Annotated in this window: 19 protein-coding genes, 1 tRNA gene and 1 pseudogene; 9 read left to right on the top strand and 12 right to left on the bottom strand. The window is 73.1% G+C overall.

Annotation, left to right across the window (positions count from 1 at the left end; all coding sequences use genetic code 11):
* Window positions 1-121: 121 nt before the first annotated feature.
* From ACNHYB_RS14470 to metG, 3 genes are read right to left on the bottom strand one after another with little or no spacing between them, the layout of a single operon-like run.
* Window positions 122-1,351, bottom strand: a complete 1,230-nt coding sequence (locus tag ACNHYB_RS14470; RefSeq protein ID WP_418276049.1) for a ubiquitin-like domain-containing protein — start codon at window positions 1,349-1,351, stop codon at window positions 122-124.
* A gap of 46 nt (window positions 1,352-1,397) precedes the next feature.
* Entirely contained in the window at window positions 1,398-2,465 is a 1,068-nt protein-coding gene (locus ACNHYB_RS14465; protein ID WP_418276048.1) for a TatD family hydrolase, read from the bottom strand.
* 6 nt (window positions 2,466-2,471) lie between these two features.
* Window positions 2,472-4,268: a methionine--tRNA ligase gene (gene metG, locus ACNHYB_RS14460; protein WP_418276047.1), complete on the bottom strand. Its 1,797-nt coding sequence runs from the start codon at window positions 4,266-4,268 to the stop codon at window positions 2,472-2,474.
* A 111-nt stretch (window positions 4,269-4,379) separates the two neighbouring features.
* Between metG and ACNHYB_RS14455 the strand changes: the two are divergent.
* Both ACNHYB_RS14455 and ACNHYB_RS14450 read left to right on the top strand, forming a co-directional pair.
* Window positions 4,380-4,945: pseudogene (locus tag ACNHYB_RS14455) on the top strand (isochorismatase family protein).
* Window positions 4,946-5,092: 147 nt separating this feature from the next.
* Entirely contained in the window at window positions 5,093-5,500 is a 408-nt protein-coding gene (locus ACNHYB_RS14450; RefSeq protein ID WP_418276046.1) for a hypothetical protein, read from the top strand.
* 113 nt (window positions 5,501-5,613) lie between these two features.
* Here the strand turns inward: ACNHYB_RS14450 and rsmI are convergent, their stop codons facing one another.
* On the bottom strand, window positions 5,614-6,483 hold the full coding sequence (gene rsmI / locus ACNHYB_RS14445) for a 16S rRNA (cytidine(1402)-2'-O)-methyltransferase (RefSeq protein WP_418276045.1): 870 nt from the start codon (window positions 6,481-6,483) through the stop codon (window positions 5,614-5,616).
* Between the two features lie 47 nt (window positions 6,484-6,530).
* Here rsmI and ACNHYB_RS14440 point away from each other — a divergent pair, with 47 nt between their 5' ends.
* The gene (locus ACNHYB_RS14440) at window positions 6,531-8,594 is read left to right on the top strand and encodes a dolichyl-phosphate-mannose--protein mannosyltransferase (RefSeq protein WP_418276044.1); all 2,064 of its coding nucleotides are present in this window, start codon (window positions 6,531-6,533) and stop codon (window positions 8,592-8,594) included.
* 69 nt (window positions 8,595-8,663) lie between these two features.
* On the opposite strand, the gene ACNHYB_RS14435 is transcribed toward ACNHYB_RS14440, so the two are convergent.
* The 3 genes from ACNHYB_RS14435 to ACNHYB_RS14425 all read right to left on the bottom strand — a co-directional run bounded on the left by ACNHYB_RS14435 (window position 8,664) and on the right by ACNHYB_RS14425 (window position 13,092).
* On the bottom strand, window positions 8,664-10,190 hold the full coding sequence (locus ACNHYB_RS14435) for a family 20 glycosylhydrolase (RefSeq protein WP_418276043.1): 1,527 nt from the start codon (window positions 10,188-10,190) through the stop codon (window positions 8,664-8,666).
* Between the two features lie 12 nt (window positions 10,191-10,202).
* On the bottom strand, window positions 10,203-11,873 hold the full coding sequence (locus tag ACNHYB_RS14430; RefSeq protein WP_418276042.1) for a hypothetical protein: 1,671 nt from the start codon (window positions 11,871-11,873) through the stop codon (window positions 10,203-10,205).
* A 115-nt stretch (window positions 11,874-11,988) separates the two neighbouring features.
* Complete coding sequence (locus ACNHYB_RS14425; protein WP_418276041.1) at window positions 11,989-13,092, bottom strand: GGDEF domain-containing protein; 1,104 nt, start codon at window positions 13,090-13,092, stop codon at window positions 11,989-11,991.
* A gap of 285 nt (window positions 13,093-13,377) precedes the next feature.
* On the opposite strand from ACNHYB_RS14425, the gene ACNHYB_RS14420 reads away from it, so the two are divergent.
* Window positions 13,378-15,807, top strand: coding sequence for an immune inhibitor A domain-containing protein (locus tag ACNHYB_RS14420; RefSeq protein ID WP_418276040.1), 2,430 nt, complete (start codon window positions 13,378-13,380; stop codon window positions 15,805-15,807).
* Between the two features lie 90 nt (window positions 15,808-15,897).
* Here ACNHYB_RS14420 and ACNHYB_RS14415 read toward each other — a convergent pair whose 3' ends face one another.
* The 4 genes from ACNHYB_RS14415 to ACNHYB_RS14400 all read right to left on the bottom strand — a co-directional run bounded on the left by ACNHYB_RS14415 (window position 15,898) and on the right by ACNHYB_RS14400 (window position 18,425).
* Window positions 15,898-16,335, bottom strand: a complete 438-nt coding sequence (locus ACNHYB_RS14415; protein ID WP_418276038.1) for a hypothetical protein — start codon at window positions 16,333-16,335, stop codon at window positions 15,898-15,900.
* A gap of 120 nt (window positions 16,336-16,455) precedes the next feature.
* Window positions 16,456-16,531: transfer RNA gene (locus tag ACNHYB_RS14410), tRNA-Ala, on the bottom strand.
* 81 nt (window positions 16,532-16,612) lie between these two features.
* The gene (locus tag ACNHYB_RS14405) at window positions 16,613-17,698 is read right to left on the bottom strand and encodes a hypothetical protein (RefSeq protein WP_418276037.1); all 1,086 of its coding nucleotides are present in this window, start codon (window positions 17,696-17,698) and stop codon (window positions 16,613-16,615) included.
* Window positions 17,699-17,789: 91 nt separating this feature from the next.
* A complete protein-coding gene (locus ACNHYB_RS14400) occupies window positions 17,790-18,425 on the bottom strand; it encodes a GNAT family N-acetyltransferase (protein WP_418276036.1) in 636 nt (211 codons plus the stop codon).
* A 57-nt stretch (window positions 18,426-18,482) separates the two neighbouring features.
* On the opposite strand from ACNHYB_RS14400, the gene ACNHYB_RS14395 reads away from it, so the two are divergent.
* Complete coding sequence (locus tag ACNHYB_RS14395) at window positions 18,483-19,139, top strand: 5-formyltetrahydrofolate cyclo-ligase (RefSeq protein ID WP_418276035.1); 657 nt, start codon at window positions 18,483-18,485, stop codon at window positions 19,137-19,139.
* A gap of 47 nt (window positions 19,140-19,186) precedes the next feature.
* On the opposite strand, the gene ACNHYB_RS14390 is transcribed toward ACNHYB_RS14395, so the two are convergent.
* Window positions 19,187-21,850, bottom strand: a complete 2,664-nt coding sequence (locus ACNHYB_RS14390) for a penicillin acylase family protein (protein WP_418276034.1) — start codon at window positions 21,848-21,850, stop codon at window positions 19,187-19,189.
* Between the two features lie 74 nt (window positions 21,851-21,924).
* Between ACNHYB_RS14390 and ACNHYB_RS14385 the strand changes: the two genes are divergently transcribed.
* From ACNHYB_RS14385 to mscL, 4 genes are all read left to right on the top strand, one after another.
* Window positions 21,925-22,257, top strand: a complete 333-nt coding sequence (locus ACNHYB_RS14385) for an FmdB family zinc ribbon protein (RefSeq protein WP_418276033.1) — start codon at window positions 21,925-21,927, stop codon at window positions 22,255-22,257.
* A gap of 94 nt (window positions 22,258-22,351) precedes the next feature.
* Entirely contained in the window at window positions 22,352-22,675 is a 324-nt protein-coding gene (locus ACNHYB_RS14380; RefSeq protein ID WP_418276032.1) for an SAF domain-containing protein, read from the top strand.
* Window positions 22,672-23,013, top strand: coding sequence for a hypothetical protein (locus tag ACNHYB_RS14375; protein ID WP_418276031.1), 342 nt, complete (start codon window positions 22,672-22,674; stop codon window positions 23,011-23,013). Before ACNHYB_RS14380 ends, ACNHYB_RS14375 begins: the two co-directional genes overlap by 4 nt.
* 79 nt (window positions 23,014-23,092) lie before the next feature.
* Window positions 23,093-23,491 carry a large conductance mechanosensitive channel protein MscL gene (gene mscL, locus ACNHYB_RS14370; RefSeq protein ID WP_418276030.1) on the top strand — a complete coding sequence of 133 codons (399 nt, stop codon included), beginning with the start codon at window positions 23,093-23,095 and terminating at the stop codon, window positions 23,489-23,491.
* Window positions 23,492-23,647 lie beyond the last annotated feature (156 nt).

The following is a 23,647-nucleotide window of genomic DNA, read 5'->3' as shown; positions in this document are numbered from 1 at the left end:
AAGACCGTAACCTGATCGTGATTGACTTCCAACAGCCTTTACGATAGGTACGTCCGGTTATGCGGGGGTATGGCGCAAAAGTTCTGCCGACGCCCCACGAGGCCCGGCAGCGGGACCTGGGTCAGTACCAACCCACGGACATCGAGTGGCTCCACGCCGAGCACGGCGTGCCGTACCGGCCGTCGATGTAGCCGAGCCCCCACGAGATCTGGGTCGTCGGGTTCGTCCGCCAGTCCGAGCCGGCCGACGCCATCTTCGACCCCGGCAGGGCCTGCGGGATGCCGTACGCGCCGCTCGACGGGTTCTCGGCGTTCCAGCGCCAGTTGGACTCCTTGGTCCAGAGCTTGTCGAGGCACGAGAACTCCCCGTCGCCCCAACCGCGCTCCGCCGCGAGCGACCGTGCGATCGCCTTGGCGGAGCCGGGGTCGACCTGGACGTCGGAGACGTCGAGGGTCCCCACGACCACCACCTCGGTGACCGGCTCGACCGTGACCGACCGGTCGACCAGCTCGCGCTCGTACTCCGCGCCGCCCAGGGTCCGTACCTCGTACGTCGAGACCCGCTCCCCCGGCACGCCGCGGGTCCGCACCGTCTCGTAGCCCACGGGCAGCTCGTCCGACTCGATCTCCTCGGTCTCGAACGGGATCACCTCGGTGATCCGGTCCGACGTCGTCTCGCCCCGACTGACGACGACCACCATCTCGTCCACGGCCGCCGCACCCAACGGCACGGACGTGGCGTCCTCCTCACCGAGGCTGATGCCCGCCTCGGTGAGCACGTCGCGCACCGTCGAGCCGGTGGTGCGCAGCGCCAGCACCGATCCGTCGACGGACACGTGCACCGTCTTCAGCGTCGAGACGCGCACGGCGTCGCGGCCCAGGGCCGAGCTGCGGGAGGCCGACGTGACCGCCCCGGCACCGCGCGGCCCGAGCGCGACGAGCAGCTCCCCCACCGTCAGCGCGGTGGTCGGCACCGTCATCGGCTCGCCGTCGATCTCCAGGGTGACCTCACGGCTCGAACGCACCACGACCTGCCCGTCGCGCGGCGCGGGCGCCGAGGCGGCGGGCTGCACGAGGTCGTCGGGGCCGGGGTGGATGCCGTGGAACGCCAGCACGTCGCCGACGGTCCGGCCGTAGCCGTCCACCGAACGCACCGTGCCGTCGACGTCGATCACGAGGTGCGAATGGGTGTTGACCACGCCGTAGGCCCCGACGGCGACCGCCGCGAGGATCGCCCCGTGCACCAGCGTGCGCATCGCCCGCGGCAGCGGTCCGCGGCGGCCGACGAACGGTTCGGCGGCGCTGCGGCGCGCAGCATCGCGTCGTCGTGCCCCGGAAGTCGTCACGGTCACCAGACCGTAGTCGACTCGTCGCCGAGGGGGAAGACCCGCCGCCCGGTCACCACGGCCCGTAGACCTGCTCGGACGTCGCCGAGACGGCGTCGCACACCTGGACCAGCGGGCGGTCGAGGATCTCGGCCATCGCCCGGACCGTGTGCCCGACGACGTACGGGGCGTTGGGTCGGCCCCGGTAGGGGTGCGGCGGGAGGTAGGGGGCGTCGGTCTCGACGAGGACGAGGTCCAGGGGCACCGCCCGCAGCGCGGCACGCAGGTGCTCGTTGCGCGGATAGGTCACCGGCCCGGCGAACGACAGGTACCAGCCGTGCTCGGCGGCCAGGTGCGCCATCTGCTCGTCCCCGGAGAAGCAGTGGAACACGGTGCGCTCGGGGGCGCCGTCGGCCAGCAGGACGTCGATCACCTGGGCGTGCGCGTCGCGGTCGTGGATCTGGAGCGCGAGCCCGAGCTCCTTGGCGAGCGCCACGTGGGCCCGGAAGGACTCCCGCTGCGCCGCCTCTCCCTGCGGGCCGGTGCGGAACAGGTCCATGCCCGTCTCCCCGACGGCGCGCACGCGCGGGTTGTCGCGGGCGACGGCGGCGACCCGGGCGATCGCGTCGTCGAGGCTCGTGGCGTGGTGCGGCTGCGGGTCCGGTTCGAGGCCGTCGGGGCCGATCTCCCGCACGCCGGCGTGCAGCACCGCCTCGTTGGGGTGGATCGCGACCGCCCCGAGCACCCGCGCCACCTGCCGCCCCCCGCCGACCATGCCCTCGTGGCCCGTCTGCTGACCCGGACGGGCCGCCAGGGCATGCTCGGCCGTCGAGACGGCATGGTCGGCGGCGATCCGCAGGAACACGTCGGTCCACTCGACCGACGGCAGGTCGCCGCCGACCTGCACGAGCCGGTCGACCCCAGCCGCCGCCGCGTGCGCCAGCTGCCCGCCGACCATGTCCTGGCGGCCCGTCACCTCGGCCAGACGGGCGTCCAGGGCATGCTCGGCCGTCAGGACGGCATGGTCGACCTCTGGGCCCAGCACGTCACCGATCGCGTCCAGGTGCGTGTGGTTGTCGACGACGGCGACCGGCAACGGCTCCGGGTCCGGCGGGAACCCGCGCTCACGCTTGCGCGCCATGAGGACTCAGCCCTTCTCGCGCAGCCGCTCCAGCTCCTCCTCGACGATCGAGTCGTCGAGCTTGGTGAAGACCGGCGTCGGCTTGTCGATCGGCGTGCCCGGCACGACCGGCACCGACGCCCACGCCGGGAAGTCGTAGCCCCCGTCGTGGTCGCCCGTGATGACCGGGTACTGCCGCGAGTCGTCGTCGAGGTCGGTGACCTCCTCGATCACCGGCTGCGGCGCGAACTGACCCGACCCGCCGAGCACCTCGTGCACGGACTGCGCCGAGTGCGGCAGGAACGGTGCCAGCAGCGTGTTGCAGTCGCTGACCGCCTGCGTGACGGTGTGCAGCACGGTGGCGAGACGGTCCGGGTCCGACTTCAGCTTCCACGGCTCGGTCTCCGAGATGTACCGGTTGACGTCGCCGACGACGCGCATCGCCTCCGCGACGCCCGCCCGCTGACGGTTCGCCTCGATGAGCGAGCCCACGCCGTCGAACGCGGCCTGCGTCGTGGCGAGCACCGCGCGGTCCACGTCCGTCAGCTCGCCCGGCGTGGGGATCTGCCCGAAGTTCTTGTGCACCATCGACGCGGTGCGGTTGACCAGGTTGCCCCAGCCCGCCACCAGCTCGTCGTTGGTGCGCCGCAGGAAGCTGTCCCACGTGAAGTCGACGTCCTGGCTCTCCGGGCCGGCCGCCGCCACGTAGTAGCGGAACGCGTCCGGCTGGTAGCGCGCCAGCATGTCGCGCACGTAGATGACCACGCCGCGCGAGGAGGAGAACTTCTGCCCCTCGACGTTGAGGAACTCGCTGGAGACGACCTCGGTGGGCAGCTGCAGCGAGCCGTACCGCCCCGGCTGCCCGCCCTTCGTGCCGCCGCCGTCGTACCCCAGCAGCTCGGCAGGCCAGATCTGCGAGTGGAAGGTGATGTTGTCCTTGCCCATGAAGTAGAACGAGCGGGCGTCGGGGTTCGTCCACCACTGACGCCACGCCTCGGGCTCCCCGCGGCGGCGCGACCACTCGATCGAGCTCGACAGGTACCCGATGACGGCGTCGAACCACACGTACAGGCGCTTGCTCGGGTTGGACTCCCAGCCCTCGAGCGGGACGGGGATGCCCCAGTCGATGTCGCGCGTCATCGCGCGCGGGCGGACGTCGTCGAGCAGGTTGCGGCTGAAGTTCAGCACGTTCGGGCGCCAGCCCTTGCGGCCCTCCAGCCACAGCGACAGCGCGTCGACGAACGCCGGCAGGTCCAGGAAGAAGTGGTTCGACTCGACGAACTTCGGCGTCTCGCCGTTGACGCGGCTGCGCGGGTTCTTCAGGTCGATCGGGTCGAGCTGGTTGCCGCAGTTGTCGCACTGGTCGCCGCGAGCGCCGTCGTAGCCGCAGATGGGACAGGTGCCCTCGATGAAGCGGTCCGGCAGCGTGCGCCCCGTCGACGGCGAGATGGCGCCCATCGTCGACTTCTCGACCATGTAGCCGTTGGCGTGCACCGTGCGGAACATCTCCTGCACGACGGCGTAGTGGTTGCGCGTCGTGGTGCGGGTGAACAGGTCGTAGCTCAGCCCGAGGGACGTGAGGTCCTCGACGATGACGCGGTTGTAGCGGTCCGCGAGCTCCTGCGGGGTGACGCCCTCCTGCTCGGCCTGCACGAGGATCGGCGTGCCGTGCTCGTCGGTGCCCGAGATCATCAGCACGTCGTGACCCGCCATCCGCATGTGCCGGCTGAAGACGTCGGAGGGAACGCCGAAGCCGGCGACGTGGCCGATGTGCCGCGGGCCGTTGGCATAGGGCCATGCCACGGCCGAGAGGATGTGGGTCATGGGTCGAATCCTAATGGTCCTGCCGCCGGGGCCACCGCCGGGTCTCACGAGCGCCACGTCCCGCACCGGCGGTCTGGGCCGCGACGGTGCGGAGATGGCAGAGTGAGTCGCATGAGCTCCCGTGCGCTCCTCGTCGTCGACGTCCAACCCACCTTCTGCGAGGGCGGCGAGCTGCCCGTGGAGGGCGGCAACCGGGTCGCGGCGGACGTCGCCGCCCACGTCGCCGCCCACCGTGACCGGTACGACCTGGTCGTCACCACCCAGGACTGGCACATCGATCCCGGCGAGCACTTCAGCGACGCCCCCGACTACGTGAACAGCTGGCCCGTGCACGGGGTGGCGGACTCCCCCACGCGGCGCTGCACCCTGCGCTGGTGGACCTCGCCGCCGACGTCGCCGTCCGCAAGGGCCAGTACGACCACGGCTACTCGGGCTTCGAGGGCACGGACGCCGCCGGGCGCTTGCTGGAGGCGGTGCTGCACGACGCGGGGGTGACGGCCGTGGACGTCGTCGGGCTCGCCGAGTCGCACTGCGTCAAGCACACCGCGCTCGACGCCGTGCGCGCCGGGTTCGCCACCCGGGTGCTCACGGACCTCACCGCGCCGGTCTCGGCGGAGCAGGGCGAGCAGGCCCGCACCGAGCTCGCCGCCGCCGGCGTCGAGCTGCGGCCCCGGTAGCGCGGGTGGCACCCGCACCGCGAGGTGGCACGGAGGGCGAGGTGGCGCGGAAGGCGAGGTGGCGGGCCCGTCCTCGCCGCGCCGACGGCTTCGGTCGGCACTAGCGTGCAGGTGACCACAGGTATCGACGTCGACCGAGGAGCCCCCATGCCGTTGCCCCCTCCCCCTGCGGGCTGGAACCGGTTCGTGATGAAGAGCAGGTTCGGCATGGGTCGGGACTTCGCCGTCCTGGACCCGACGACGGAGGAGCAGCGCTGGTTCGTCGACGGCAAGGTGGGCGTGCGTCCCAAGGCCGACGTGCAGGACGCCGCGGGAACGGTCGTCTACACGGTGCGCGGCAGCATGCTCGGCATCCCCAAGCACATGACGATCTCCGGGGCCGACGGCACCGAGATCGCGTCCCTGCGCGCCAAGATGTTCTCCCCGATCAAGGACCGCATGTCCATGGAGGTCCCCGGCGGCGAGCCGTGGACCATCGAGGGGTCGTTCATCGAGAAGAACTACTCGGTCAGCGCGGGGGACGGCACGTCGTCCAGATCACCCAGAAGTGGGTGACGATCCGCGACGCCTACACCCTCGACGTGGTCGACGGCGTGGACGTCGGCCTGGCCCTGGCGGTCGTGTGGGCGATCGACCGCTGGGTCGAGCGGGACTGACGACGGCGCGCGCTACGCCTGCCGGGCCGCGAGCGCCGCGGCGTACAGGTCGCGCTTGGCGACACCGGCGGTGGTGGCGACGTCGGCCACGACGGTCTTGAGGCGTTCGCCGTCGGCGACGCGGGTCAGCACCTCGCCGACGAGGTCGGCGACGCTGGGTGCCGCTGCGGCGGGCGCCCCGCCGACGACGACGCAGATCTCGCCGCGCAGCGCGTCCCCGGTCGCGCTGCGGTCGGCGACGGTGTCGGCGAGCTCGCCCACCGTGCCGCGCAGCACCTCCTCGTAGACCTTGGTGAGCTCGCGGCAGACGGCGGCGGGCCGGTCGGGTCCGAACGCCTCGGCCATGGCGGCGAGGGTCTCGACGATGCGGTGGGGTGCTTCGAAGAACACCATGGTGCGCGGTTCGGCGGTCAGGGCGCTGAGCCAGCGTGCACGGTCCCCGGCCTTGCGGGGCACGAAGCCGTCGAAGGTGAAGCGGTCGGTCGCGAGCCCGGACAGTGCGAGCGCGGTGAGCACGGCGGACGGCCCGGGGGCGGCGGTGACGGGCAGTCCGCGCTCGACGGCGCGGGCAACCAGTCGGAACCCCGGGTCGGAGACGGCGGGCATGCCCGCGTCGGTGACGACGACGACGGTGCCGCCGTCGGCCACGACGTCGAGCAGGTCGTCGGCCCGGTCGCGCTCGTTGTGCTCGTGGTAGGACACGACGCGCCCGGTGACGGCGACGCCGGCCCGTGCGGCGAGGGCGTGCAGGCGGCGCGTGTCCTCGGCGGCGACGAGGTCCGCGTCGGCGAGGAGGCGCAGCAACCGGGGTGAGGCGTCCTCCACGTTGCCGATGGGGGTGGCGGCCAGCACGACGGACCCGGCCTCGGGGACAGCACTCATGGGCACAACTGTCCCACGGGCGTCGCCGACCCCCTAGAGTGACCGAGGTGAGCGCCCGAGACGTCGACTCCCCCGCACCCGGTGACCAGTCCCCTGCCGACGGCGGGACCACGGCGTCGGACCCCGCCACCGGCCCCGTCCCGGGCTCCGGGACAGGGCGCCGGTACCCGTCTCGACGGGACGTCCACGGGCATCGTCCGGAGACCCGCGGGGTGCCCGTCGTCACCGGCGCCCTGCGCGCGCTGGAACAGCTGACGGTCGGGCGGTCGACGTCGACCCCGACGTCCGGTGGCACGTCGAGCGGCGGGACGTCCCCCGGCGCAGCGGTTGACGGCACCCCGTCGGACGGGACAGTCGTCGCGACCGTCACCGCGCCGTCGACCAGCACGACGAGCACGACCGCCACGACCGCCACGACCGCCACGACGGACGACGACCCCTTCGCGACCCCGGCCTCTCCCGCCGCGTCCCCGGCCTCCCCGGACTCCCCGGCGTCCTCCGCCGCGTCCCCGGCAGCGCCGGGGCAGCCCGCCGTGGACGAGCGCACGCTGCTCGTCCGCCTGCTCGGCGAGCGTCGCCTCGCCCTGGGCGCGACGTGGCAGGCCCGCGCGTACGGCTGGATCGGCGTCGCCCTGATCACGCTGCTCGCGGCGGTGACGCGGCTGTGGAACCTCGGCAAGCCCGGCACGCTGGTGTTCGACGAGACGTACTACGTCAAGGACGCCTTCACCCTCGGCTCCGAGGGCTACGAGCGCAAGTGGCCCGACGACCCGAACCCGGCGTTCGAGGCGGGCGACGTCCACACCTATCTCGACCAGGCCTCTTACGTCGTCCATCCGCCGGTCGGCAAGTGGATGATCTGGCTGGGCATGGAGGCCGGGGGCGGCGCGACGAACCCCTTCGCCTGGCGGCTGGCGAGCGCCGTCGTCGGCATCCTGGCGGTGTTCCTCCTGGCGCGGATCGCGCGGCGGCTGTTCGCCAGCACCACGATGGGGCTCGCCGCCGGGTTCCTGCTCGCGATCGACGGCCAGGCGATCGTGCACTCCCGCACCGCGCTGCTCGACCAGTTCCTCATGTTCTGGGTGCTGGTCGCGTTCGGCTGTCTGCTGCTGGACCGTGAGCAGGCCCGACGTCGGCTCGCGGCCAGGATCGCCGGCGTCCTGGAGGCGGGCGGGAACCTCGCCGCGACGGGACCACGCCTCGGCTTCCGCTGGTGGCGGCTCGCCGCGGGCGTCTCCCTGGGCCTGGCCTGCGGGGTCAAGTGGTCCGGGCTCTACTTCATCGTGGTCTTCGGTCTGCTCACCGTGCTGTGGGACCTGACGGCCCGCCGTCGCGCCGGGGTACGGCGCTGGGTGACCGGCACGCTGCTGCACGACGCCCTGCCGGCGTTCGTGGTGATCGTGCCCGTCGCTGCCCTCACCTACCTGGCGTCGTGGTTCTCGTGGATCGCGAGCAAGGACGGCTACTACCGCACCTGGGCGGCGGACAACCCGGGCGAGGCCGTCGGCTGGATGCCGGACTGGCTGGCCAGCCTGTGGCACTACCACCAGGAGATGTACAAGTTCCACACCGGCCTCAGCTCGGAGCACGCCTACGCCGCGTCCCCGCTGGGCTGGATCGTGCAGTGGCGCCCGACGTCGTTCCACTGGGAGCGCTACGCCGCCGGGGAGGGCACCTGCCCGGCGGACACCACGGGCGGCTGCGCGGTCGCGGTCACCGCGCTCGGCAACCCGCTGCTGTGGTACCTCGCCGCGATCGCCATCGTGGTGACGATCGCGCTCGGCGTCTGGTTGCGGGACTGGCGCGCGCTGGCCGTGCTGTCCGGCACCGTCGCGGGCTGGCTGCCCTGGTTCCAGTACACGGAGCGCACCATCTTCACGTTCTACTCGATCACGTTCACGCCGTGGGTGATCCTCACGCTGCTGTATCCCATGGTGGTGGCGCTCGAACGCACCGGTCGTCGGCGCGGGCGGGCCGGCGTCGTCGCGGTGATCGCCGTGGTGATGCTGGCGATCACCGCCGTGTCCGTCGCGTTCTACCCGTTCTGGTCCGCGATGGAGGTGCCGTACGACTACTGGCGCCAGATCTTCCGCTTCCAGAACTGGATCTGACCCGGCCACCCGCACCGTCCGCGTCGGCCGCCACCCACGCCGTCGGGCGCGGGTGGCGGCCGGACGCTGCTACCAGGCGACCTGCGGGGTCTGGTGGAACGTCCATCCCGCGGCGCGCCAGGCCGGGGCGAGCCCCGCCGTGCGGGCCGCGAAGCCGTCGAAGTCCTTGGCTGCGGCAGCCGTCCAGGCCACCTCGGCCACCGCACCGAGCCGCGGGAGCAGCATCGAGAACAGCTCGTCCCGGGTCGTCAGCGTCTCGGTCCACACCGCTGCCTCGACACCGGCGACGGCGCCGGCGGGCAGCCCGTCGATCACGGCGGTGGGCTCCCAGTCGTAGGAGTCCCGCAGCTCGACGTAGCCGGCCCAGTGCAGGCCGAGGGGGTGCTCGGGGGTGTACTTCATGTCGAGGTAGGCGTGGTTGCCGGGCGACATGATGAACCGTGCTCCGGCGTCGGCGGCCGCCACGAACCGCTCGAACTCCTCACCCTTGGGCTCCCAGTACTGCAGCAGCGTGCCGGGCTCGACGGGGCCGCGCGCACCCTCCTGCCAGAAGATCGGCGTCTTGCCGTGCTCGCGCACGATCCGCGCGGCGAGGTCGACGAACCGCGCGAACTCCTCGTGCTCCATCGTCAGCACCTCGTCGCCGCCGACGTGCACCCACTCACCGCGCGTCATGCGCGCCAGGTCGCCGATGACGTCGCGCAGGAACGGCTCGGTGGCCGGGTTGTCGAACCACAGTCGGGAGAAGCCGACCTCGATGCCGTCGTAGGCGTCGGTGGCCAGGCCGTCAGCGGTGAGCTGGCCGTACACGTGGGTGGCGGCGTTGACGTGCCCCGGCATGTCGAACTCGGGCACGATCGTCACGTAGCGCTCGGCCGCGTAGTCCTGCAGCGCGGTGAAGTCGTCGACGGTGAGGTAGCCGGCGGTGCCGCCGCCGACCTGGTTGTCGGACGCCTTCTCCAGCTCGGGGCGCGACGGGATCTCGATGCGCCAGCCCTGGTCGTCGGTGAGGTGCAGGTGCAGCACGCGCAGCTTGAACGCACCGACGAGGTCGACGACGGCGCGCAGGTCGTCCGGGCCGAACCAGTGCCGCACGACGTCGACGCTGAGGCCGCGCCAGGCGAAGCGCGGGGCGTCGTGCACGACGACGGCGGGCACGGTCGGGATCCCGCCCTCGACGGAGGTCGGGGTGCCCTCGACGGAGGTCGGGGTGCCGTCGGCGGGGCGCACGAGCTGGCGCAGGGTGCGCACGGCGTGCAGGAGGCCGACGGGTTCGGCGGCGGTCGCGACGATCGCGCCGTCGGTGGTGCGCAGGCTGTACCGCTCGGGGCTCGGCTCGTCCGCGCCGGTGCCGGGCGCCGGAGGTCCGGCCGCGTCGTCCAGGCGGAGCGTGAGCCGCACCTCGCCGTCGGACGCCTCACCGGCGGAGAACTGGTGGCCGCGCACGGTCACGCCGGCGGCGTCGAGCTGTTCGGCCACCCGGGCGCCGAACCAGGCGGGCAGACCGTCGGGCAGGTCGACGCGCACGGCGGGCAGGGCGAGCGACGGGCCGGAGGCGGGGGTGACCTCGGTGGGCCAGGGGACGAGGGGCAGCATCGGATCTCCAGGTCAGGACGCGGCGACGAGCAACGGCGCCGGGTCCGTGGGGACGAGGTCGGGGCGCTGGTAACCGTCCAGGGTCGGTCCGGACCATCCGAGGTGGACGCCGGCGGGCACGTCGCCGGCGATGCGGTCCCAGACCCACGGGGTGGTCGAGGACGCCCCGGTACGGTCCGCGAGCAGCACGACCTCGACGGCGTCGGTGCCGGCGACCGCGTCGGCGAGTTCGGGCCGGTCGGCGACCGACTCCGGCCTGGTCTGGTGGACGACCACCAGCGCCGGCGGCAGACCTTGATTAGTTACCACTCCTTCAATATAGGCCAGGAGGTCCCGCACCTCTGCCATCGACACCTCCTGCGCCGGCACCGAGCCGTCCGACCGACGCGCCTCCGGGTGCACCGCCACGCCCACACCGCCGAGCGCGATCAGGTCCGCCAGCGGCTCCACCTCCTCGCGCAGCACCGACGAGCCCGCCGCGACGTCGAGCAGCACGTACTGCCCCGCGGCGCGGGCCGCCTCCACCAGCGGCCGCACCTCCTCGAGCGACACCTCCGCCACCCAGTCCCCGTCGTCGCCCGCGTACGCGGCGCGCAGGCTCACCGGCACGACGACGGTCGGCACCACCGGCCCGCCCTCCAGCCCGTCGTACGCGGCAGCAGCGGCGTCGGCCCGCTCGACGACGACGGCGGGCTCCTCGCCGGACCTGCCCGCCGTCGTCACGTACCGCGCCGGCAGGAGCGACTGGTCACCGGTCGGCAGCAACGTGCCGTTCTCGGCCGCGGAGACCCGCCACGCGAACGTCGCCGCGTCGCCGAAGCTGGGACCGACGCCCACCACGGCCAGCGCCTGCGCCCGGTCGATCTCCTCGATCGCGCCCGGCGATCCCGCGATGTCCCCTCCCGGCACCGCCAGGTCGACGGCGCCCCCCGCACGCAGGGTCGCGATCGCGGCCTCCTGGCCCGGCTGCGGGTCGGTGAGGGCCAGCACCTCGCGCAGCCCCGACGCCGACGGAGCCGACGACGGCGCTCCTGCCGGTCTGGCCGCCATCGCCGCGTCCACCTCGTCGGCCAGACGTGCGGCGTCGTCGGCGGGCAGCGCCGCCTCGTCCTCCGCGCTCGAGGACCCGGCGCCCGTCGCGTCCGCCATCGCCTCGCCCCCGAGCTCCTCTGCCGCGTCGAGGCGGACGAGGTCCGCACCCGCCAGGCCGGCCGTCCGCTCCAGGACGTCGACCGCCGCCGACGCGGCCCGGGCGCCTGCCTCGTCGGCCGGTGGCGCCACCGGCTCGACCGCGACGGCGACGACGACCTGCACGCCGAGCCGCTCGAGCTCGGCGGAGACCCCCTCGGCGGACACCGCACCGCCGACGAGGAGCGCCGGGGCGCCCAGCAGGTCCGCCGCGGCCGCCTGCGTGCGCCGGACGGACACGTCGTCGGAAGGTTCGGCGACGACGGCGACCGGCGACGCCTCGAAGACCTGCTGGCTCGCGGTCAGGGCGAGCTCGGACGGGTCGGAGGCGTCGAGGAGCACCGCCTGCGACGCGGGCTGGCGAACCTGCGGGACGACCGCGGAACCGCCGTCCGGCGTGGCCGGGCCTTCGGGGTCGCTGCAGCCCCCGAGGAGGACCGAAAGGCCGACGACGGGCAGGACGAATCGGACGAACCACTCACGCACGACCTCCATCCTTGCGCATCGCGACGCCCAGGTCGATGCCGTGGGCGGCCGTCCGCGCGACTCCCGGCGTGGCGTGGTGGTCCAGCGTGTCGCCCGCACTGCAGGGTCGCGACCAGCGACGACGTCAGATCGCCCGGCGCACGGGCAGGCTCGGAGCCCCGCCGGCGGGCGGCTCGACCCGGACGGAGTCGGAGAACCTCCGCCCCTCGGGCGCCGAGGCGGGCGAGGGCGGCGACGTCGGCGCGACCGGGGAGGCCGGGGACGCCGGGAAGGTCGGCGAGGCGTCGTCGCGCCGGTCCCCCGCGAGCCTCGCCTCGGCCTCGCGCACCAGGTCGTCCGGGACGGCGTCGCCCTGGGCCGACCACACCACCGACGACCGCAGCTGCGGCCACACCAGCGCGTCGATCCCGCCCGACGGTTCCACGAGCCGGGACAGCACGTGCCGCCGGAGCTGGTCCGCCGACGCGGCGGCGTGGACGTCGTCCATCGGCGGCAGGACGGCGAGCACGGCGAACATGTCCCCGTCGACGCGGCCCGCCTCGCACCCTCGGGGCAGGTCGGTCCGCAGACGGGCCGCGACCTCCGCCAGGACGGCGTCCCCCGTCGCGGTGCCGTGGCGGGCGTTGAGGCGGGACATGCCCCGCACATCCAGCAGCACGATCGACACCCGCGCCGCCGACCCGCGCACGTGGTCGCAGCGGCGGGCCAAGGAGTGCCACGTCGCTCCGCGGCCGGGGAGCCGGGTGTGCGGGTCCCGCGTGGACCGTTCGGCCAGCGCTGCCACGAGCGAGCGCATGAGGTCGGCGGTGCTCGCGCTGCCCCAGGTGGACCCTGCCACCAGGACGTCGTCGTAGCGGTGCGCCTCGACCCGCTCCATGGCACGTGTCGCGACGCTCGACACGGCGTCGCCGGGCCGCACGATCATGGGGTCCCAGTCGGTGACGGACGCGACCGGCTTGCGCTCCAGGACGGCCCGCCCGTACCCGAGACGACCCGTGAGCGCCGCCGTCAGCCCTCCGCGCACGATCATGCCGATGCGATCGCTCTCGTCGTCCTGCACGACGACGCAGGTCACCGCGGGGTCGCGGAACATCACCTCGAGCTGGCCCACCGGCATCCAGGAGCCGACGACCGTGCGGGGGCGGGCCAGGTCGGCGACGATCCCGGCGAGGCGCGCGCCACCGCGAAGCTGGCGATGCTGGGCGACCTGCGTGATCTCGTCATGCACGAGCGTCAGTATGTTGCCGGGCGCCACCGGGTTCACGGGCACGAAGGATCTCGCCGTCGACTGTTCGGCCGGAGTTCACCGGTGTTCACCGGCCCGACACCAGCCTGAGCGGTCGCCGCACGCCGCCAGGGAGCGAGACCGGAGCGAGACGCGGAAGGTCGCCCGTGGCGACGAGTTTGCCGTTTCGTCTATCGCGTGACGCAGATCACGTTTAGTGTCGTGTGCGTTCGTCGGCCCGGCGGCCATCCCGGCGGGTCGTTCGTCACACCAGAAGAGGGAAGACGCGTGAGACCACCCAGGAAGACCGCCGGCGCGATCGCCGCGGCGCTCATCGCAGTTCTCGGCATGACCGCCACGAGCGGGACCGCCACCGCAGCACCCCCAGCAGGCGACCCGTCGGCCCCCGCCGGCGCCGCCCCGACCGACTCCCTGCCCAACCCCGTCGCCGACAAGCAGGCCGAGCTGCGCAACGAAGCCGTCGCGCAGGTCCTCCAGGGCGAGGCCGAGCCGGAGACGATCAACGGCAACACCGTCGTCCGGCTCGGGTCCGAGCCCGCCGCCGCCACCGCCGAGCAGAGCCGCTCGCGCCTGGCGCAGGCGAAGAAGAAGCAGCCCCAGTACGTCGAGCTCGACAACGAGCGCACCGACCGCGTGTTCGTCCTGCTCGTCGAGTACGGCGACCAGCGCCACCCGGACTACCCCGACGAGGACAGCGACCCCGACACCCCGGGGCCGGTGCGCTACGACGGGCCCCGGTTCAACGAGATCCCCGAGCCCGAACCCGACGACAACACCACCCAGTGGCGCCCCGAGTACACCCCCGACTACTACGAGGACCTCTACTTCGGCGAGGGCGAGGACGTCGAGTCGCTGAAGACGTACTACGAGAAGCAGTCGTCGGGCCGCTACTCCGTCGACGGGATCGTCACCGACTTCACGCGCGTCAAGTACAACCAGGCGCGCTACGGGCGCGACTACTGCGGCGGCAACGTCTGCAACAACACCTGGGCGCTCGTCGAGGACGGCATGCGCCAGTGGGTCCGCGACCAGCGGGCCGCCGGCATGACGAACCGGGAGATCAAGGCCGAGCTCGCCACGTTCGACATCCGCGACCGCTACGACTTCGACGGCGACGGCAACTTCGACGAGCCGGACGGCTACATCGACCGGTTCCAGATGGTGCACGCCGGCGGCGACCAGGCGGACGGCGACCCGATCTACGGCGAGGACGCGATCTGGAGCCACCGCTGGTACACCAACTTCCAGGACTTCGGCCTGACCGGACCGGCGGACAACCTCGCCGGCGGCACCGAGATCGCCAACACCGGCCTCTGGGTGGGCGACTACACGGTCCAGCCGGAGAACGGCGGACTGTCCGTCGTCGCGCACGAGTACGGCCACGACCTGGGCCTGCCCGACCACTACGACACCGCGGCCAGCGGGGACAACCCGGTCAGCTGGTGGACCCTCATGGCGCAGAGCCGTGTGTCCGCCGAAGGTGACCAGGGCATCGGCACCCGGCCCGCCGACCTCGGCGTCTGGGACAAGCTGCAGCTGGGCTGGCTCGACTACGAGACCGTCGTCGCCGGCCAGAAGCGCACGATCGACCTCGGCCCGCACGAGTACAACTCGAAGAAGGCCCAGGGCGTGGCGGTCGTGCTTCCCGACAAGGAGGTCACCGTCGACCTGCCCACCCCCGCCGAGGGCGAGCAGCAGTGGTCCAGCGGAGCCGGCGACGACTACCGGTCGAGCATGTCGCGCTCCGACATCGCCGTCCCGGACGCCGGGGCCCAGCTGGACCTCCAGGTGAACTACAACATCGAGGAGGACTACGACTACGCCCACCTCGAGGTCGAGGTCCCGGCCGGCAGCGGGAGCTGGACGGCGCTGCCCACCGACCAGATCGACCCCGACGAGGGCACCACGGCCGAGACCGGGCTCGACGGCGTCAGCGACGGCTACGTCGGCCTCAGCTACGACCTGACGCCGTACGCGGGCCAGACGATCGGCTTCCGTGCCCGCTACGTCACCGACGGTGCCGTGCAGGGTCAGGACGCCTCGCTCGGCTGGTCGGGCCTGTTCGTCGACGACATCACCGTGACCTCCGGCGGGGAGACGATCTTCGCCGACGGTGCGGAGAACCCGCCGAACGGCTGGACCCTCGACGGCTTCGCGGCCGTCGGTGCGCAGGACGTGTCGGTCTACGACCAGTTCTACCTGGCCAGCTACCGCTCCTACGTGTCCTACGACCGCTACCTGGAGACGGGACCGTACAACTTCGGGTTCCCCGCCCAGCCCGACCGGGCGGAGCACTTCCCCTACCAGGACGGTCTGCTCGTCAACTACTGGGACACCTCGTTCACGGACAACAACACCAGCCAGCACCCGGGCCAGGGCCTGGTGCTGCCGGTCGACGCGAACCCCGAGGTGAGCTACAACCTGGAGGGCCAGCCGTGGCGGGGTCGCATCCAGACCTACGACGCCACGTTCAGCACCGACCGCGTGGACTCGTTCACGCTGCACGTCAACGGCAAGCCGAGCTACGTGCGCGGCGGCAAGGGCAACGCGGTCTTCGACGACTCCGACCCGAACCGCTACTTCACGCCGTACGCCGAGGCCGGCCTGCAGCGTGTGGGTGTCAAGGTGGCGGGCGCCGGGGTGAAGATCAAGGTGCTCGACCAGAAGGACGCCACGATGAAGATCCGCGTGTCCTGATCCTGGGCGCACGCTGACGAAGGGGGCGGGAACCTCGCGGTTCCCGCCCCCTTCGTCGTGCCCGGGTGCTCCGGGATGCTCCGGGTGGGGCTATCTGTCGTCCACCCGGTCGACCACCACCACCGGGTAGCCGTCCAGGTCCGCGCTCGGCCGGGACGTGCCCGTGACCTGCACCTCCTGGCCCTGGCGCAGGGCCGCGACCGCCTCCCCGGTCAGGGCCCACTCGACGCCCCCGTCGTCCCGCAGCAGGACGTGGTCGTCGGTGACGGCCACCACCACGCCGATCACGCGCAGCCTGGTACCGGCGTCGCTGGGCGTGGTCGGCAGGGCGCCGGGCGGCACCGTGCCGGACGACGACGTCGCCGACGCAGTGGGGGACGCAGAGGGAGACGGTGTACCGGGGCCGGCGGTGGCACCGGGACTCGCGGTGGCACCGGGACTCGCGGTGGCACCGGGTGTCGCGTCGGCGTCGTCGCTCGGCGAGGTGCACGCGGTGAGCAGCAGCGCGGTGACGACGAGCGCACCCATCGCAGGCAGTCGTCGACCTCGCGTGGTCCCCATACCTGAAGGACGAACGGCGCCGAGGGGACGTTCCATCGCACCCCGGCACGGCGAAGGGCCGGGATCGTGGTGATCCCGGCCCTTCTGTGGTGGAGCTAGGGGGATTCGAACCCCCGACCTTCTCATTGCGAACGAGACGCGCTACCAACTGCGCCATAGCCCCGTGAAGCGTGAGCAACATTAGCACCCCGGGGCGGCGTCCCACCAAACCGGACGCGCCGGAGGGCGTGGCGTGCGTCGCAGGTCAGCCGGCGGCGCGGCGTCGGGCGAGGATCTGCTCCAGCGGCAGGCCGAGCGTCTCGGTCCGCGGGCGCGGCTCGTCAGCCCGCACGGAGTCGTCCGGCGCCGTGTCGCGCTCGGCGGGAGAGCGGGTGGAGGCCGGCTGCTGCTGCACCGGGACGTCCCACACGGGCGGCAGCGCCACCCGCGGTCGGGTGGTCGGCACGGTGGTCGCCTGCTCGCGCCGCGGCGCCTCCGGCTTGGTGACGTAGGTGGGCAGCGGCACGGGCACCGGCTCCCACGGCTCCCCGCCGACGGGGCGGCGGGACTCGGGTGCGGTGACGGTGCCGACGACGACCGCACGTTCGGGCTCGGCCTCCGCCGCGCCGTCGTCGGTCGACGTCCGGGCCTGCGGGGCGGGCTCACGCCCGGCCGCCGGCGCGGCCGTGCCGGCCGGCTGCACCCTCGGGATCATCTGCGTGTGCGTCGACGACGGGTGCACCGCACGTCCGGTGATGCGCGCGCGGTTGCGCGGAGCGTACGGGCCGCCGTGGGCGAGGGTGCGCTCCTGCGTGGCGCGCTGACGCTGCGCCCGGCGCTCGGCCCGCCAGCGGGCGTCGGAGCGGCGCGCCGCCACGACGGCGAGGCGCCCCATGACCAGCACGGCCAGCAGCAGCGCGGAGGGCACGGCCGCGACCGCCCAGTGCACGTACCCGAGCCCCACCACGGTCCACGCGCCCGCGGTCAGCAGCACGAGCAGCACCGTGAGCGTGAGACGCCGTCGAGCGCGCGCGGCGCGCCGCTCCAGCACCTCCAGACGTGCCGTGCGCTCCCGTCCGGTGTCCGACGTCGGCACCCCGGTGGAGCCTGCCACGAGCGGCACGCTGCCGGTCGCCGCGCTCGTCGTGCTGGTCGCCCGCATCGCTCGCCCCTTCCCCGCCGTCGTCGAACTCTTGTCGGCCACCGTCAGCACGCGCAGACCCTCGGAGAACCGGTCGTCGAGCCCGGCGTCGGCGAGCACCTGGCGGCGCCGGAGCTGCTGCGGGACCCAGTAGCCCAGCCACAGGACGAGCAGCGCGAGGGCTGCGAGTCCTGCCGGCGAGGTGTCCACACGATGAAAGGTAGGCGAGCGCAAGCACCCGGGCCGGTACCGCGCGGCGGCGTGTCCGCTACCTGGACTCCACCGTCCGTCCGTGACCGGCTCAGTGGTCGTCGCGCGACTGCTGCCAGCGGGCGAGCAGGCCCCCGGGGACGTCGTCGGTGGTGAGCGCGAAGGTGCGGTGGTCGCGCCACTCGCCCTGGATGTGCAGGTACCGCTCGCGCAGCCCTTCGTCGCGGTATCCCAGCTTCTCCACGACGCGCAGGCTCGCGGCGTTCTCCGGGCGGATGTTGATCTCGACGCGGTGCAGCCCGACGATCGCGAAGCAGTAGTCGGTGGCCATCGCGACCGCCGTCGGGATGATGCCGCGCCCGGCGAACTCCTGACCGACCCAGTAGCCGATGCTCCCCGAGCACAGCGACCCCAGCTGGATCGAGGACACGGTGAGCTGACCCACGAGCGCGCCGTCCAGCTCGACGACGAACGGCAGCGCGGTGCCCGCGCGCGCCTGCGCGCTCAGCGCGCGGACGTACTCCGCGAACGACGCCGACGCCCCCCGCTGGTCCGGGGACGTCGCCTCCCAGCGCTCCAGCCAGCTCGCGTTGGCCTGGCGCAACCGCACCCAGGCGGTGGAGTCGCGACGCCGCAACGGGCGCAGCACCACCACGCCGGACGGCGTGTCCTCACGCAGCGTCACCGGCCACGGCCTGGTCACGGCCCACCTCTTCGTCTCGGTCATCCGCTCCCCGTCCGCCCCGACAGCGGGTTCGTGCCAGGACCCTGCCACAATGAGGGCATGCACGGCGACCTGAGGCCTCCCACGTCCCACCAGCTCTACCCGCTCGTCGCCGGGATGGAGACCCAGGACGCCAAGGACGAGCTGCGCCGCGCCATCCGTCACCAGCGCGAGACCAGGTCCCAGCGGCTGCGCGAGCAGGCGGCCGCCGCGTTCGCCGACGTCCTGTCGACGTTCCCCGCGATGCAGGAGGCCCGGACCGTCGCCACGTACGCCTCACGCCCCGCCGAGCCCAGCACGTCGCACCTGCTCGACCAGCTCTCCGACCGGGGCGTGCGCATCCTGCTGCCCGTCCTGGGCGCCGGGCTGGCCCGCGACTGGGCGGAGTACGCCGGCCGCGACGACCTCCTCGAGCGCGCCCCGGGCCGACCGCCCGAGCCCGGCGGCCCCACCCTCGGCACCGCCGCCATCACCGAGGCCGACGTCGTCATCGCGCCGGCCCTCGCCGTCGACACCAGCGGGACCCGCCTGGGCCAGGGCGGCGGCTGGTACGACCGCTCCCTGAAGCAGCTCGCACCGCAGGTCCCGGTGATCGCGATGATCTTCCCCGAGGAGCTCTACGACGCCGACACCCGCCCTCTGCCCGCGCAGAGCCACGACGTGCGGGTGCACGCCGTGGCCACCCCGGACGGGTGGAGCGAGGTCACCGCGCCGTAGCCGGCACTGCGGGGACCGTGACGGCGTGCACCCTCACGCCACAGGAGTCACGGCACGAGGGTCACGGTGTCCTGGCTCGCCTCCTCGACGGCGGCGCGGCTGAACGGCCAGGCGAAGGTCTCCCCCGCCGCCCATGCCCGCAGCTGGTCGTCGTAGTGGCTCGACGCCGGATGCCCGGACACGCCGGTGCTCGCCACCCAGGTGGAGGCGTCGAGGTCCGCCATGTCCACGACCATCCGCATGGACGGCCCGGTGGTCACGCCGAAGCTGGACGACGCGTCCCACGAGGTCGCGTTGACGATCGACGACCCGCCCGGCATGGGGAGCGCGTCGGGGTTGAAGTAGTCGCGCACGAACGCGGGGACGTCGTCGCCGCCGAGGACGGGGTGCTGGAGCGCGAGCTCGTGCAGCGATCCCCAGCTCCAGTCGTCGGGGTCCTTCGACATCTCGACGGTCAGGTCGTGCCGCGCGGACACCAGGGCGCGGGTCAGCACCTCGTCGCGGGTCTCCACGACGTTCAGGGTGGACCGGTCGTCCCAGAACGGGTCCTCGGGGCGTTCGAGCATGTCGCGCACGACGACGAGCCAGCGTGAGCCGCCGGTGGGCAGCGCCTGCGCGGGCAGGTCGTCCCAGAAGGTGGCTTCGAGCAGGTTGCGCCAGACGGCGTTGAAGTACGCCGCGGCCGCCGAGTCGGCGTCCGTGCGGTAGTCCCAGCCGGCGAGGATCTCCTGGCCGGCGGCGTCGTAGGAGTCGTCGATCTCGACGTCGAGGAGCACCGGCACGAGCGAGGCGGCGAACGGTGACCAGTCGTCGGCCTGCACGGCGGCCATGTCGTCGACCGTGAAGGGGCGTCCCGCCGCGATCTGCTCGTCGAGCAGCGTGCGGATCCGCTCCGACCGGAACCCGTAGTCCCAGTCCTCGGTGAGGTACGGGCCGATGTTGCGGGGCAGGACGGCCTGGTTGGCCGCCACGACGTACCCGGCCTCGGGGTCGAGGGCCCGCGGCATGTCCGCCGGGTCCACGTACCCCTGCCAGTCGAAGCGGGCGTCCCAGCCGGGGCGGGGCCAGGTGCCGTCGCTGGGCACGGGGCCCTGCACGTCGTCGCGCACCGGGATCTTGCCGGGCGCCTGGTAGCCGATGTGCCCGTCGGTGGTGGCGAACACGATGTTCATCGACGGGACCTCGAAGAGCGCACCGGCGGCCGCGATGTCGTCGGCGTCCGCGGCGGTCGCCATCGCGAAGACCGCGTCGGCCGTGCGACCCGGCTGCAGCGCCGTCCAGGCGAGGGAGACGGCGTACTCGCCGAACTCCGTGCCGGCCTCGGTCGGGGAGCCGACGACGTCCCCGACGTCGAGCACGGACGACACGATCGGCCCGTGCTCGGTGGCGCGCACCTCCAGGTCGACGGGGTCGGCGCCGTTGACGCGGATCGTCTCGGTCCGCGTCGTCATCGACACCCAGTCCTCGGACTCGGCGTCGCGCAGCCACGTGTCGTCGCGCACCCGCTCCACGAAGAAGTCGGTGACGTCGGCGCCCAGGTTGGTCAGACCCCAGGCCAGGCCGGCGTTGTGCCCGATGATCACCCCGGGGAACCCGGCGAACGAGAACCCGGAGACGTCGAACGGGCAGGACTCCCCCACCTCGGTGCAGTGCAGGCCCACCTGGGTCCACACCCCGGGGGCGCTGAGGCCCATGTGGGGGTCGTTCGCGAGGATCGGCTCGCCCGACGCCGTGTGGTCGCCCGAGACGACCCACGAGTTCGAACCGGCTCCCTCGCCCCGCCCGATCATCACGGGCACCGCGTCCAGGGCGGCGTCCGCGGCCTCGACGGCCGCGTCGAGGCCGTCGGTGCCGACGGGCAGCTCCTGACCGGCCCGGGAGACCTCCTCCGCGGACGCCGGAGGCGTCGTCGTCAGGTCACGCTTGCGCAGGATGGGCTCGTTCTCGGTGGCCGTGTACGCCGGGTACAGCTCGTCGACCAGCTCGACGTCCTCCAGCGTGCTGTACGCGAGCGCCCGGTCGAGCTCGTCGTCGTAGTTGCCGCGCATGTCCCACGCCATCGCCTTGAGCCACGCGAGCGAGTCCACCGGGTCCCACGGCGCCGGGGAGGCGACGTCGACCGTGGCGCCGAGGACCGTGTACTCCAGTCCCAGCTCCTCGGGGGAACGGTCCGCGAGGTAGGCGTTCACGCCCTGGGCGTACGCCTGCAGGTAGGACTGGGTCTCGGGCGAGATCAGGTTCCACTCCTCCTCGGCGACCTGCCGCCACCCCATGGTGCGGATCACGCTGTCCGCCTCGATCGCCGCGGGGACGTCGCCCACGAGCTCGGCGAGGCGCCCGGCGGTCACGTGCCGGCGGTAGTCCATCTCGAAGAACCGGTCCTGGGCGTTCAGGTAGCCCTGCGCGGCGAACAGGTCGGCGGACGACGAGGCGTACACCTGCGGGACGCCCTGGGCGTCGCGGTGGACGGTGACGTCGGCGCCGAGCCCGGGCAGCGTCAGCTCGCCGGACACCTCCGGCAGCGGCTTGCGGACCGTGACGACGGTGAAGGTGACGGCCGCGACGAGGGCGAGCGCGACGACGACGGCGACCCCGACGGCGGTGCGGCGCAGGCGGGACTGCGGAGCCTGCTCGACGTCGTCCTCCTGGATCTCGTCGACCTCGGGGGTCGGGTCCGGTTCGTTCGATGCGGGTGAGGCGCTCGATGACACGCAGGCGAGACTACCGTCCGCGTATGATTGGCACTCGCAACGACTGAGTGCCAGATCCTCGAGGAGATCCCCCCGTGCCCACCTACGCCTACCGGTGCGCCGACTGCGGCCACGCCTTCGACATCCACCAGGCGTTCACCGACGACGCCCTGACCACCTGCCCCGAGTGCGCCGGGCAGCTGCGCAAGCAGTACGGCTCCGTGGGTGTCACGTTCAAGGGTTCGGGCTTCTACCGCAACGACTCGCGCAGCTCCTCCGGCTCGACGTCGGCCTCGAAGTCCTCGGGCTCGTCGGGCTCCGGCTCGACGTCGGGCGGCTCGTCCTCCGGTGGTTCGTCCTCCGGCGGGTCCGCTGGCTCGTCCTCCAGCGGGTCCTCCACGGGCGCGTCGAAGACCGCCTCCGCCTGATCACCGCCCGGCAGGTCGACCACACCTGCCGGCCGTCCACAGGTGGCCGGCACGTCCCGCAGACGGCCGCCCGCCCGCGCCTAGCGTGCCGGGCATGGACACCTCCGCCGGATCCCGGCTCCTGCGGCGTGCACGCCTGGTCGCGTGGCGCGCCCGCTTCGTCGTCGCGGCTCTCTGCTGCGGGCTCGCGGCCACGGCGACGGTCTCCGCCCTGCGCCCGCCACCCCCGCAGACCCGCGACGTCGTCGTCACGGCGCGACCCGTGGAGGCGGGGACGCTGCTGACCGCGGGCGACCTCACCACCGTCGCCGTGGACGCCGACCTCGCACCGACCCTGGTGACCGACCCGGACGACGCGGTCGGCAGGTCACCGGCCGTCCCCTCCCGGCCGGCGCTCCCCTGCACACCGCGCTGGTGACCGGAGGCGGGCTGGCGGCGCAGGCCCCGGCGGGCACCGTCGTCGTCGCGGTGCGACTCGTGGAGGCGACCTGGCTGCGGCCCGGTGACCGCGTCGACCTGGTCGCCACCGACGACGACGGCGACTACCTGGCGCGGCGCGCACTGGTGCTGCCGGGACTCGCCGGAGCCCTCGACGGTGGGGACGACGGCGCCGGGCAGGGTGGCGGCCTGCTGGACGGCGTCGGGACGCGCACGACGGCACAGGAGGTCACGCTGCTGGCCGTGGACCCGGACGAGGCCGCCGCGGTGTCCACGGCCTCGGGCTGGGGTGCCACCGCCGCCGTGCTCGTGCCCTGACCGGGACCTGACTTGCACCATCCCCCGCTCTCGGCGAACCATGGGCCGCACCCACCGTCACCACCAGAGGAGCACCCGGATGCTGTCCGGCTTCAAGACGTTCATCATGCGCGGCAACGTCGTCGACCTCGCCGTCGGCATCGTCATCGGCACGGCGTTCAGCGCCGTCGTCACCGGCCTGCTCGACGGCCTGATCAACCCGTTCATCGCGGCGGTGTTCGGCCAGACCGACATCTCCGAGGTCGGGGAGTTCACGATCAACTCCGCGGAGTTCAGCATCGGGCTGTTCCTCGACCCGCTGCTGAAGTTCCTCATCGTCGCCGCGACGCTCTACCTCGCCGTGGTGCTGCCCATGAACGCCCTCGCCGAGCGCCGGGCACGCGGCAAGGAGCCCGAGCCGGCACCGGTGCCCGAGCCCGACGTCGTCCTGCTCGCCGAGATCCGTGACCTGCTGGCCGCCGACCACGAACGGCGCTGACCCCGACGGTCACCGAGCCTGACGGTCACTGAACCGGAAGACCGCTGAGCCCCACGGCCCAGGTGAACCGGCACGCCCGGTTCACCAGTGCGGGGGACGTCCCGCTGCAGCCGGTCGTCGTTCGACCCGTGGTCGCCCTGGTCGTCGACGGTCGCG

This window comes from Isoptericola jiangsuensis, assembly GCF_048320105.1.
In the GTDB taxonomy this organism is placed as follows: Bacteria; Actinomycetota; Actinomycetes; order Actinomycetales; family Cellulomonadaceae; genus Isoptericola; species Isoptericola jiangsuensis_A.
Note: the sequence above shows the minus strand (reverse complement) of the source record. Positions and strands in the feature narration are given on the sequence as shown.

What these genes read in the sequence shown, in the direction of transcription:
- ACNHYB_RS14465 (WP_418276048.1), bottom strand. Translation starts at nt 2,465, where the DNA reads ATGGCGCGCAAGCGTGAGCGCGGGTTCCCGCCGGACCCGGAGCCGTTG.
- metG (WP_418276047.1), bottom strand. Translation starts at nt 4,268, where the DNA reads ATGACCCACATCCTCTCGGCCGTGGCATGGCCCTATGCCAACGGCCCG.
- ACNHYB_RS14450 (WP_418276046.1), top strand. Translation starts at nt 5,093, where the DNA reads ATGCCGTTGCCCCCTCCCCCTGCGGGCTGGAACCGGTTCGTGATGAAG.
- rsmI (WP_418276045.1), bottom strand. Translation starts at nt 6,483, where the DNA reads ATGAGTGCTGTCCCCGAGGCCGGGTCCGTCGTGCTGGCCGCCACCCCC.
- ACNHYB_RS14435 (WP_418276043.1), bottom strand. Translation starts at nt 10,190, where the DNA reads ATGCTGCCCCTCGTCCCCTGGCCCACCGAGGTCACCCCCGCCTCCGGC.
- ACNHYB_RS14430 (WP_418276042.1), bottom strand. Translation starts at nt 11,873, where the DNA reads ATGGAGGTCGTGCGTGAGTGGTTCGTCCGATTCGTCCTGCCCGTCGTC.
- ACNHYB_RS14415 (WP_418276038.1), bottom strand. Translation starts at nt 16,335, where the DNA reads ATGGGTGCGCTCGTCGTCACCGCGCTGCTGCTCACCGCGTGCACCTCG.
- ACNHYB_RS14400 (WP_418276036.1), bottom strand. Translation starts at nt 18,425, where the DNA reads ATGACCGAGACGAAGAGGTGGGCCGTGACCAGGCCGTGGCCGGTGACG.
- ACNHYB_RS14395 (WP_418276035.1), top strand. Translation starts at nt 18,483, where the DNA reads ATGCACGGCGACCTGAGGCCTCCCACGTCCCACCAGCTCTACCCGCTC.
- ACNHYB_RS14380 (WP_418276032.1), top strand. Translation starts at nt 22,352, where the DNA reads ATGGACACCTCCGCCGGATCCCGGCTCCTGCGGCGTGCACGCCTGGTC.
- mscL (WP_418276030.1), top strand. Translation starts at nt 23,093, where the DNA reads ATGCTGTCCGGCTTCAAGACGTTCATCATGCGCGGCAACGTCGTCGAC.